General features: G+C 73.2%; 7 protein-coding genes. 5 read left to right on the top strand and 2 right to left on the bottom strand.

Annotated features, from left to right (window positions below):
• Nucleotides 1–146: 146 nt before the first annotated feature.
• A complete protein-coding gene (gene uxuA / locus WME83_RS24490; protein ID WP_437321696.1) occupies nt 147–1220 on the top strand; it encodes a mannonate dehydratase in 1074 nt (357 codons plus the stop codon).
• 62 nt (nt 1221–1282) lie between these two features.
• On the opposite strand, the gene WME83_RS24485 is transcribed toward uxuA, so the two are convergent.
• Nucleotides 1283–1756 carry an SH3 domain-containing protein gene (locus tag WME83_RS24485; RefSeq protein WP_437321695.1) on the bottom strand — a complete coding sequence of 158 codons (474 nt, stop codon included), beginning with the start codon at nt 1754–1756 and terminating at the stop codon, nt 1283–1285.
• Nucleotides 1757–2401: 645 nt separating this feature from the next.
• Between WME83_RS24485 and rnk the strand changes: the two genes are divergently transcribed.
• The 4 genes from rnk to WME83_RS24465 all read left to right on the top strand — a co-directional run bounded on the left by rnk (nt 2402) and on the right by WME83_RS24465 (nt 7351).
• Nucleotides 2402–2824, top strand: a complete 423-nt coding sequence (rnk, locus tag WME83_RS24480) for a nucleoside diphosphate kinase regulator (RefSeq protein WP_437321694.1) — start codon at nt 2402–2404, stop codon at nt 2822–2824.
• Between the two features lie 264 nt (nt 2825–3088).
• Nucleotides 3089–4078, top strand: a complete 990-nt coding sequence (locus WME83_RS24475; RefSeq protein ID WP_437321693.1) for a mechanosensitive ion channel family protein — start codon at nt 3089–3091, stop codon at nt 4076–4078.
• A gap of 131 nt (nt 4079–4209) precedes the next feature.
• Nucleotides 4210–5865, top strand: a complete 1656-nt coding sequence (locus WME83_RS24470; RefSeq protein WP_437321692.1) for a protein kinase domain-containing protein — start codon at nt 4210–4212, stop codon at nt 5863–5865.
• 73 nt (nt 5866–5938) lie between these two features.
• Entirely contained in the window at nt 5939–7351 is a 1413-nt protein-coding gene (locus tag WME83_RS24465; RefSeq protein ID WP_437321691.1) for a PEGA domain-containing protein, read from the top strand.
• Between the two features lie 115 nt (nt 7352–7466).
• Here the strand turns inward: WME83_RS24465 and WME83_RS24460 are convergent, their stop codons facing one another.
• Nucleotides 7467–11123: a hydantoinase B/oxoprolinase family protein gene (locus WME83_RS24460; RefSeq protein ID WP_437321690.1), complete on the bottom strand. Its 3657-nt coding sequence runs from the start codon at nt 11121–11123 to the stop codon at nt 7467–7469.
• Nucleotides 11124–11252: the final 129 nt, after the last annotated feature.

Below are 11252 nucleotides of genomic sequence, written 5' to 3'. Positions count from 1 at the left end.
TCCCTTTGCTCGGCGCGCGGCTGGCTGTACGATGCCGGCGCTCGCAGCGAGGAGCGCCGCGCCGGTCTGCCCCGGGTTTACCCCGGATCGAGGCCGCGCCGCGCGCTCCCGCGCGCCGAGCGCGCCCGCCCGAGGAGATCGCAACGATGAAGATGACCTTTCGCTGGTACGGAGAGAACGATCCCGTCAAGCTGGAGTATATCCGCCAGATCCCGGGGCTCTACGGCATCGTCTCGGCGATCTACGACGTGCCGGTGGGCGAGGTGTGGCCGGTCGAGAAGCTGGAGGCGCTCCGGGCGCGCATCGAGGGCGCCGGGCTGAATTTCGAGGTGGTGGAGAGCGTGCCGGTGCACGAGGACATCAAGCTCGGCAAGCCGACGCGCGAGCGCCTGATCGACAACTTCTGCCAGAACATCCGCAACTGCGCGGCCGTCGGCGTGAAGGTGATCTGTTACAACTTCATGCCGGTCTTCGACTGGACGCGCACCGAGATGGCCAAGGAGCTCTCCGACGGCTCGCTGACCCTGGCCTTCGACGCCGGGGCCGTGGCGCAGATCGACCCGGAGCAGGGAATTGCGCTGCCCGGCTGGGACACCAGCTACAGGCCCGAGGAGCTCCGCGCCGTCCTCGGCGAGTACAAGAACGTCGATGAAGAGGCGCTGTGGGCGCACCTCGAGCACTTCCTCCGGCGCATCATCCCGGTCGCCGAGGAGGTCGGCGTCCGCATGGCCATGCACCCGGACGACCCGCCCCGGCCGATCTTCGGCCTGCCGCGCATCGTCAAGAACCGCGACGACCTGATGCGGCTCGTGAAGATCGTCGACTCCCCGGCCAACGGCATCACGCTGTGCTCCGGCTCGCTGGGCGCGGACCTGTGCAACAGCATCGTATCGCTGGTGTACGAGTTCGGCGGCATGGGCCGCATCCCGTTCGGGCACATGCGCAACGTGGCGGTCCAGGAGGACGGCACGTTCTTCGAGTCCGCCCACCTGTCCTGCGAGGGCTCGCTCGACATGGCCGCCATCGTGAAGGCGTATCACGACGTCGGCTTCGACGGCTACGTGCGCCCGGACCACGGCCGCATGATCTGGGGCGAGACCGGCAAGCCGGGGTATGGTCTGTACGACCGCGCGCTGGGCCTGGTCTACCTCAATGGCCTGTGGGAGGCGACGAGCAAGCTCTCGCGCGGAGGCGGGAGCAAGGGAGCCGGCCCCGCGTGAGCGGGGAGGGGAGCCGGCGGGGCGGCGAGTGAGGGACGGGTCGCCGCGCCTCGCTCCAGGGCTCAGGACGAGCCGCTCGCGTCGCCGGGCCTCTTCATGCCCCAGGCCAGATCCTCGCGCACCCAGCCCTTCCCGCCCTTCTCGTCGATGACCTGGAGCCAGCGCCCCTTGCGATCGAGGACCTTGAACACCTCGCCGCGCTCGGCCTGGAACGCGACCTCCGCGGACGTCGTCGGCGCCTCGCGGATGTTGCCCCGCGCCGCCTTGATCACGATCGTCTTGACCCTGGCCAGCAGCCGATCGGCCACCCACGCGAGATCGCCCTCGAAATCCTTGATCTTGCACCACCCGCCCTCGCGCTCCAGGACCTTGACCGGGTAGTACCGGGTCGCGGTGAACTCGACGGGCTCACGCGTGGACGGGCCCGCGCGGAAGTTCGCGACCGGGACCTTGACGCTGAGCATCTCGGCCTGCGCCGCGCTCGGGAACGCGACGACGATGAAGAACAGAACTGGCACCATCGGCCGGATGTTCACGTTTGCCTCCTCTGTGGATGGTCATGCGGCCGCGACGGCCCCGGCACGGAGCGATGCTGTCGTGGGCTCGAGCCCGGTCGCCGCGCTCGCCCGCGGTGATGCGCACGGGCGCGCGCCCGCGCCGACCGGCCTCGTCCGAGGCGGGCGGCGCGGCCGCGGCCGCCGTCGCGGGCAAGCGTCGCGCCATCGAGCGGCGTCGCCGTCCCGCCGTCCGCCGCCGCCGCGGGCAGGAGCGCGTCGCGGCCAGCGGCACGGCCGATTCGGCTCGACGGCGGATGGCGCGGAGGCGCGCCGCGCCTGGAAGACGTGAAGCGCTGCTCGATGGCTCGCGGAACACCACCGTGCTACCGTCTGAGCGGAATGAACGCGCGCCTGCACCTCGAGTCGTGTTCGCGGCCTCGCCGCGGCGCGCGCGGCGCGTTCCTCCCCCTGCGCGCCCGGCTGCTCTGTCCGAGGTCGCCCGCACGCTCGTAAGGGAGCGGTCTTTCGGCGCCTTTCGCCGGCCGCTCCCGGGATGAAGCGCGGGTGTCGTCGAGCACGCCCGCGTCCGGACGAGCTGGACGGGCGCGCCCGCCGGCCTGCTCGCCCCGCGCGGGCCGCCGGCCGCGGCCTGGCTCGAGTCGACAACACAAGGAGATCCTGCTCATGGCACCTCACACCAACCCCATCGTCATCACCGAGTTCGACCGCCAGCGGCTCACACGGTTGCTCGAGGCGCTCCGCGAGCGGCCAGGGGCCGAATCCCCGAACCTGGAGGCGCTCGAGATCGAGCTCGAGCGCGCGGACGTCGTGAAGCCGCACGAGATCCCGCCGGACGTCATCACGATGAACTCCAGGGCCCAGCTCGTCGACCTCGATACGAAGGAGGAGCTCTGCGTGACCGTGGTTTTTCCCGGGGCCGCGGAGGTGAACAGCGGGCGAATCTCGGTGCTCGCGCCGATGGGGCTCGCGCTGCTCGGCTGTCGAGAAGCAGAAGAGGTGGAGTGGCCCACGCCGAGCCGAACGCGCCGCTTCCGGATCGACCGTGTCGTCTACCAGCCCGAGGCGTCCGGTCGCTTCGATCTCTGAGCCCGCACCGGGCGCCGCGCGATCGCCCGCGCCGGGGGCCGGCGCGAGCCCGCGGCGCTGGACCGAACGCCTCGGCGAGCACGGGCCGCGACGCCCGGACGCACAACCCCTGCGACAATTCGACTCCTCTGCGACATCGTGTCGCACCGTCCCGCGCGCGGCGCGTCGGCCGCGTCACCGCGCGCGCCCGCTGCCGGACCTCGCACCCCCGGAGCTCGCTGGCATGTGGGTTGCGGATGCCCTGCGGAGGAGGTGCCATCGCCCATGGCGCTCGACTCTTGGCTCGACGTCACATCCTGGCGGGACGTTCTCCGGCGCGCCGTCGCGTGGGTCATCCACGCCTTGCCGACCGCGCTGCTGCTCCTCTTCGTCGCGCTCGTGCTGCTGAAGGGGCTCCACGTCCTGTGCAGGCGCGTCGAGGTGTCGTTGATGAGGCGCAGCCGCAGCGGCGACGTCAAGTCGGTGCGCGAGATCGAGAGGCGCTCCGAGGCGCTGCTCGGCATCATCCGGACGACCGGGCGGGTCGTCATCGGGGTCGTGGTGGCGATGATCCTCCTCGTCCAGCTCGGGGTCTACATCGCGCCGCTCCTCGTGGCCGCCGGCATCGCCGGTCTGGCCATCGCCCTCGGCGCGCAGGAGCTCGTGCGCGACGTCATCTCCGGCTTCTTTCTGCTCCTCGAGAACCACCTTCGGCCCGGCGACGTGGTGAGCATCAACGGCACCTCGGGGATCGTGGAGCACATCGGCCTCCGCACGGTCTCGCTGCGCGACGACGCCGGGGTGGTGCACGTCTTCCAGAACGGGAAGATCGACGCGCTCTCGAACATGACCAAGGAGTGGTCTGCCGTGATGTTCGACGTGGCCGTCGCCACGACGGAGGACGTCGACAGGGCGATGCGGGTGATGCGCGAGGTCGCGCGCGAGCTCCAGGAGGACAGGCGCTACAAGGCGAGCATCCTCGAGCCGCTGGAGCTCGTCGGCGTGGAGTCGTTCGACGAGCGGGCGGTGGTCGTCCGCGCGCGCATCAAGACGCAGCCGGCCGAGCAGTGGCAGGTGGGCCGGGAGTACCGGAGGCGCCTCGCGAAGGCGTTCGGCGCGCACGGCATCGAGATGCCGCCCGTCCACCGGGCGAGCCACGCGGCCCAGGCAAAGGCTCCGCCGAGGGCCGACGGGAGGGCGGCGAACGGCGCGGCGAACGGCGCGGTGGGCGGCGAGGGCGGGGCGCGGTTCGAGGGAGCCGGCGCGCGGGGGTGACGCGCGCCGCGGCGCGCGGCGGGCCCCGGGACACCGCGGCGCGCCGGCCGAGGCGTCCGCCCGCCGCGGTGTCTGCGCCTGAGCTGCGCCTGATTTGCAGCCGGGCGCCCTTCGACCTACCCTGCTCGGCCTTGGAAGGCGAGATCGTCGACCGCAAATACCGCCTTACCCGCTTGATCGGCGAGGGAGGGATGGGCTGCGTCTACGAGGCGCGGCAGACCGACTCCGGCGAGCGGGTCGCGGTGAAGCTCATCAGCTCGCAGAAGCGACGGGAGAGCGGCACCGCGCTCGGCCGCTTCCAGCGTGAGGCGCGCGCCGCGGCCGGCATCGAGACCCCGCACATCGTTCGCCTGCTCGACGCCGGGACGGATCCCGCGACCGGCTCGCCGTACCTCGTGATGGAGTACCTCCACGGAGAGGACCTCGGGCAGCTCTTGCACCGCCTCGGGCCGCTCCGGCCCGACGTCGCGCTGCGCATCGTCGTCCAGGCGTGCCTCGGCCTGCAAAAGGCCCACGAAGCCCGCGTGATCCACCGGGACATCAAGCCGGCGAACCTGTTCCTGGCGCGCTCCGGCGACGGGGAGATCGTGGTCAAGCTCCTCGACTTCGGGATCGCGAAGATCAAGCCGTCGGAAGGCGGCGTGACGACCGGGCTGACCACGACCGGGAAGATGCTCGGCTCACCGCTCTTCATGGCGCCGGAGCAGATCGAGGACATCCGCACCGTCGATTACCGCACCGACATCTGGTCGCTCGGCGTCGTGCTGTACGCCGCGCTGGCGGGGAACGCGCCTCATCATCACATCGCCTCGATCGCGCGCCTCTTCGTCCTCCTGTGCACGGAGCCGGCCCCGCCCATCCAGGACGCCGCCCCGTGGGTCCCGCGCGAGGTGGCCGCCGTGGTGCACCGCGCGCTGGAGCTGAAGATGGGCGATCGCTTCCAGAGCGCGGAGGAGATGCTCGCCGCGATGCTCCCGCTGCTGCCCGGCGGCCACGCGCTGCGGGAGGAGATGCTCGTGGCCGTCACGGACGAGGAGCGCGCCGTGCCGGCGCCGAGGCTCGACGTGCGCCCCGCGGCGCGCCGGGAGGGTAGCCCGGCGAACGCCGCCGAGCGCCGCCCGGGCGACTCGACGACGGACGGCGGGCGCGGCCGCGCCGTGAGCGCGACGTCGGGCGCTCCGACGACGAGCGGGGCGCCGGCGAGCGGCGCCGCGGCGCGGTCCCGGGCGCCGGCGATTCTGCTCGCCCTCGGCGCCGCCGGCGCGATCGCGTATTTCGCGGCGCCGCGCGCGGCGGAGCCGGGCGCCGACGCCGCCGTGGCCGCCAGCGCGGCGGCGGCCAGCGCGGCGGCGAGCGCAGCGCCTGCGGCGAGCGACGTCGCGGCGGCAAGCGCGTCGCCTGCGGCCAGCGCCGCGTCCGCGACGCCGCCCGATCCTGCGCCCGTCGCCCTCAGGCGGGTCGCCTTGGCCGTCGCGCCCAGCGACGCCGCCGTGGAGGTCGATGGGGCGCCCGCCGAGGTGCGCGGCGGGCTGGTCGAGATCTCCGGTGTGCTCGGCAGCAAGCACCGGGTGCGCCTCGTCCGCGCGGGGGCCGAGCGGGTGGAGGAGGTCGCGGTGACCGAGAACGGCGCGTCTCCGGCGCGGCTCGCCCTCGATGTCCCGGCGTCCCGAGCGACCGGCGCGCCGCCCGCCAGACCGCAGCCGCCACGCCGGCCGGCGCCGGCGAAGGAGCCGTCGGCGCCGCCCAAGCCGCCGGCGGACCCGCTCGTCCCGAGCACGCTTCAGTAGCCGGCGGCACCCAGAACCAGGTTGCGGGAAAGGGACAGGGTTCCTGTAAGCTGCGGGCGTCGCATCCTCGATCATGCGAATCCGGATCTGCCCTTCCCGACGCGCCGCTGCGGCCGTCGCATTGCTCCTCGCCGCGTGGGCGGCGCCGCTCTTCGCGCAGGGCGCCGGACGCGCCCAGCCCGCCGCCACCAGGCCTGCGGCTGCGCCTTCCGCCGCCAGCGGGCCCGCGGCCAGCGCGCCTCCTGCCGCCGCGGGCGCGCCGTCCGCCACCGCGCCCGCCGCCGGCGCGCCCGCTGCCACCGCGCCCGCCGCCGGCGCGCCTCCTGCCGGCGCACCCGCCGCCGCCGAGGCCGTCGCGAAGGCGGAGGCCGAGGCCCGCTTCCAGCGCGGCCTGCGCATGTACAGGGCCGAGGCGTGGGAGGCCGCCGCGGCCGAGTTCCTCGAGTCGCGGCGGCTCTTCCCGACGTGGGGGGCCACCTCCAGCGCCGCGCGCTGCTTGCAGAAGCTCGGGCGCACCACCGAGGCGCTCGACCTGTTCGAGTCGGTCCTCGCCGACTTCGAAGACGTGCTCCCGGCCGACGCGAAGCAGGCGGCGCTCGCCGAGGTGGAGCAGCTGCGCGATCTCGTCGGCGCGATCGCGATCGAGGGGGGCGCGCCCGGCGCGGTGGTCCTCGTCGACGGCGAGCGCCGCGCCGAGCTGCCGCTCCCGGCCCCGCTGCGCGTCGCGGCGGGCGCGCACACGGTGCGCGTCCAGAAGGACGGCTTCGAGCCGTTCGAGGCGCGCGTCGACGTCCTCGGCCGAAAGACGGCGCGCGTCGCGGCGAGCCTCAAGGCGATCGAGACGCGCGGGCGCCTGCGCATCTCCGAGGTCACGGGCAAGCAGCTCGGCGTCGCGCTCGACGGCGTGCGCGTGGGCACGACCCCCTGGGAGGGCAAGGTCGAGCCCGGCGCGCACGTGATCGTGCTGTTCGGATCCGACGGCTTCGGGACGCCGCCGACCACGGTCTCCGTCAAGGCGGGCAAGGTCGTCGACGCGCCGCTCCGGGCGGTGAAGGCGCGCGCCATCCTCACCGCGGCCGACCCGGTCGAGCTCGACTACAAGAAGGGCGATCCCATCCCCCTCGGGTACCGCCTCGAGACGAACGCGCGCGGCGGGCTCATCTCCGCGGGAGCGACCATCCTCGGCGTGGCCTACACGCCGTTCTCGGTCTCGGGCACGCTCATCGGGTACCCGATCCTCGCCGTTCCGGTGGCCGGTCCGCTGATCCACGCGGCGCGGGTGGCGGACAGCGGGGACGAGGCGATCTTCGTGATCGACGGCGCCTTGCAGGCGGCGGGCCTCGCGATGATCGCGAGCGGCATCCTGGTCCGGAAGACGACGCTCGTGCGCGAGGACGTCGCGCGCTCCGGCCCGCGCCTGCTCGGCGCCGCGCCCGCCCGGCTCGGTCGCGAGGGACTCGGTCTCCAGGTGGTCGGCAGCTTCTAGGACACCGATCACGTCGATCGACCGAGAGATGAACCGCCAAGGACGCTGAGGACGCCAAGAAGAGAACGAGATCTCGGCGTCCTCGGCGCATGGGCGGTTTGAATCTCTGGCGCGCTCAGGCCGGCGCCGGCGCTCCGTATCCGCCGCCCCCGGGCGTCTCGATCACGAACACGTCGCCGATCCCCATCTCGACCGACCCGATGTGCGGCAGCACCTCGGTCGAGCCGTCCGCGCGGACCACGACGTTGCGCCCGGGCGCGCCGGCGCCCCCGCCGGCCAGGCCGAACGCCGCCGTCGAGCGCCCGTTCGACAGGATCGACGCCGTCATCGGCTCGAGGAAGCGCACGGCGCGCGTGCCGCCGTCCCCGCCCGGAAAGCGCCCGGCGCCCCCCGAGCCCGCGCGGATCTCGTAGCGATCGATCCGCACCGGGAACCGGTGCTCGAGCACCTCGGGGTCGGTCAGGCGCGAGTTCGTCATGTGCGTCTGCACGACGCTCGTGCCCGGGAAGCCGCGCGCCCCGCCCGCGCCGAGCTCGATGCCCGCGCCCGAGCCGCCCGAGATCGTCTCGTAGTACTGGACCCTGTCGTTGCCGAACGTGAAGTTGTTCATGGTCGGCTGGCTGCTGGCCAGCACGCCGAGCGCGCCGTACAGCGCGTTGGTGACGCAGGTCGACACCTCCACGTTGCCGGCCACCACCGCGGCGGGCGGGCGCGGGCTCAGCATCGAGCCCTCGGGGACGATCACCTCGATGGGCTTCAGGCACCCGGCGTTCAGCGGGATGTCGTCGTCCACGAGCGTGCGGAAGACGTAGAGCACGGCGGCCATGGTCACCGCGCGGGGCGCGTTGAAGTTGTTGTCCAGCTGCGCCGACGTGCCGGTGAAGTCCACCACCGCCGAGCGGCGCGCGCGGTCGATCCGGACGGACACCGCGATCGTCGCGCCGTTGTCGAGCGGCAGCGTGAAGCGCCCGTCGCGGAGCAGCGCCGGGTCGAGCCGCGCGATCGCGAGGCGCACGCTCTCCTCGGCGTTGTCCTGCACGTGCTTCATGTAGGCGTGCACGGTCTCCAGCCCGAACTGGGCCACCATCGCCGAGAGCTCCTGCGCGCCCTTCTCGTTCGCCGCGATCTGCGCGCGCAGGTCGGCCAGGTTCTGCCGCGGGTTGCGCGCCGGATACGGGCCGCTGCCCAGCGCCGCGAGGATCTCGGCCTCGCGGAGCCGCCCGGCCTCGACCAGCTTCACGTTGTCGAGCAGGACGCCCTCCTCCTCGATCGTCCTGGAGAACGGCGGCATGGAGCCCGGGGTGATGCCGCCGATGTCGGCGTGATGCCCGCGCGAGGCCACGTAGAACAGCGCGCGGGCGCCCGGGTCGTCCCAGACCGGCGTGACCACCGTCACGTCGGGCAGGTGGGTGCCGCCGTGGTAGGGGTCGTTCAGCACGTACACGTTCCCCGGCTTCATCCCCGGGTTTCGCGCGATCACGGTCCGGATCGACTCGCCCATCGAGCCGAGGTGCACCGGCATGTGCGGGGCGTTCGCGATCAGGTGGCCCTCCGCGTCGAAGAGCGCGCAGGAGAAATCGAGCCGCTCCTTGATGTTGACCGAGTGGGCGGTGTTCTGCAGGCGCAGCCCCATCTGCTCGGCGATGTTCATGAAGAGGTTGTTGAACACCTCCAGCATCACCGGGTCGACCTCGGTGCCCACCGCGCGGCGCTCGGGGCGCGGCGCCACCCGGGTGAGCGTCATGTGGCCGAGCGCGGTGATCTCGGCCTGCCAGCCGGGCTCGACGACCGTGGTGGCGTTGGCCTCGGCGACGATGGCGGGGCCGTCGATGACCGCGCCCCGCCCGAGCCGCTCGCGCCGGTACAGCGCCGCGTCGCGGAAGGCGCCCTCCGCGAACATGCGCGCGCGCGCGTCGGCCTCGGGGCGGTGCGGGCGCGCGCGCGTGTTCGCGGCGGGCCGCTCCTCGGCGGCGTCGCCCGGCCCGATCGCCTCCACCGACACGCTCTCCAGGACCAGCGCCTTGTCGGGCATCAGGAACGCGAACCGCTTGCGGTAGGCCGCCTCGAAGGCGGCGCGGATCGCCTCCGCGCCGCCGTACGGCACGACGAGGGCGGTGTCGGTGCCTTCGTAGCGCACGTGCGCGCGCGCTCGCAGCTGCACGCGCTCGGGCGAGAACCCTTGCCCCACGAGCTCGGCCTCGGCGTCGCGGCCGATGCGCGCGAGGGCCTCGCCCGCCGCGGCCAGGCCGGCCTCGTCGAGGCGCCGCTCCACCGCGGCCTCGCGCATCGCGTTCTGGTCGGAGAGGCCCATGCCGTAGGCGGACAGGACGCCCGCGAGCGGGTGCACGAAGACGCGGCGCATGCCGAGGGCGTCGGCCACCGCGCAGGCGTGCTGGCCGCCGGCGCCGCCGAAGCACTGGAGGGTGTACTGCGTGACGTCGTAGCCGCGCGCCACCGAGATCTTCTTCACCGCGTTCGCCATGTTCGCGACGGCGATCTGCAGGAAGCCCTCGGCCAGCTGCTCCGGCGTGATCGGGCGCGACGTCTCGCGGCGCACCTCCTCGGCCATGGTCTGGAAGCGCCGCTCGACGACCTCGCGGTCGAGCGGCTCGTCGGCGCCGGGCCCGAACACGCGCGGGAAGAAGTCGGGCTGGATCTTGCCGAGCATCACGTTGGCGTCGGTGATGGCCAGCGGCCCGCCGCGTCGGTAGCACGCCGGGCCCGGGTTCGCGCCGGCCGACTCCGGGCCCACGCGCAGCCGCGCGCCGTCGAAGGTGAGGAGCGAGCCGCCGCCGGCGGCCACGGTGTGGATGCTCATCATCGGGGCGCGCATGCGCACGCCGGCCACCTGCGTCTCGAAGGCGCGCTCGAGCTCGCCCGCGTAGTGCGACACGTCGGTCGAGGTGCCGCCCATGTCGAAGCCGATGACCTTCTCGTGCCCGCCCGCGAGCGCGGTGCGCACCATGCCGACGATGCCGCCGGCCGGGCCGCTCAGGATCGCGTCCTTGCCCTGGAACCTGTGGGCGAGCGTCAGCCCGCCGCTCGACTGCATGAAGTAGAGCGGCACGCCCGGCATCTGGCCGGCGACCTGCTCGACGTAGCGGCGCAGGATGGGCGAGAGGTACGCGTCGACGACCGTGGTGTCGCCGCGCGAGACGAGCTTCATGAGCGGGCTGACCTCGTGCGAGGCGGAGACCTGGGTGAAGCCGACCTCGCGCGCGATCTCCGCCGCCCGCCGCTCGTGCGCCGCGGAGCGGTAGCCGTGCATGAAGACGACGGCGCAGGCGCGGATGCCGGCCTCGAACGCCTCCTCCAGCGCGCGGCGCAGCGCCGCGCCGTCGAGCGGCTCGACCACCTCGCCCCGCGCGTCGACGCGCTCGCGCGCCTCGATCACGCGCTCGTAGAGGAGGTCGTGCAGCACGATGTGGCGATCGAACAGGCGGGGGCGGTTCTGGTAGCCGATGCGCAGCGCGTCGCGGAAGCCGCGCGTGGTCACGAGCGCGGTGCGATCGCCCTTGCGCTCGAGCAGCGCGTTCGTGGCCACCGTGGTGCCCATCTTCACGCACGCGACCTCGGCGGGGGTGATGGCCCGCCCGGGCGGGAGGCCGAGCAGGCGGCGGACGCCCTCGACCGCCGCGTCCGCGTACTGCTCGGGGTTCTCCGACAGCAGCTTGGCGGTCGTGAGCGAGCCGTCGGGCCGCCTGGCCACGATGTCCGTGAACGTCCCGCCGCGGTCGATCCAGAACTGCCATTGGCTCGAGGTCGACGTCATGGATTCCACTCCTTGCCAGACTACGGATCACGTTGAAACGAGCGAGGAATGAACCGCCTAGACGCCAAGGACGCCAAGAAGAGGATCGGATCTTGGCGTCCTCGGCGCCTCGGCGGTTCGAAGCTCTGC

Origin of the sequence: Sorangium sp. So ce385 (genome assembly GCF_051474135.1) — a bacterium.
Taxonomy (GTDB): Bacteria; Myxococcota_A; Polyangia; order Polyangiales; family Polyangiaceae; genus Sorangium; species Sorangium cellulosum_D.
Note: the sequence above shows the minus strand (reverse complement) of the source record. Positions and strands in the feature narration are given on the sequence as shown.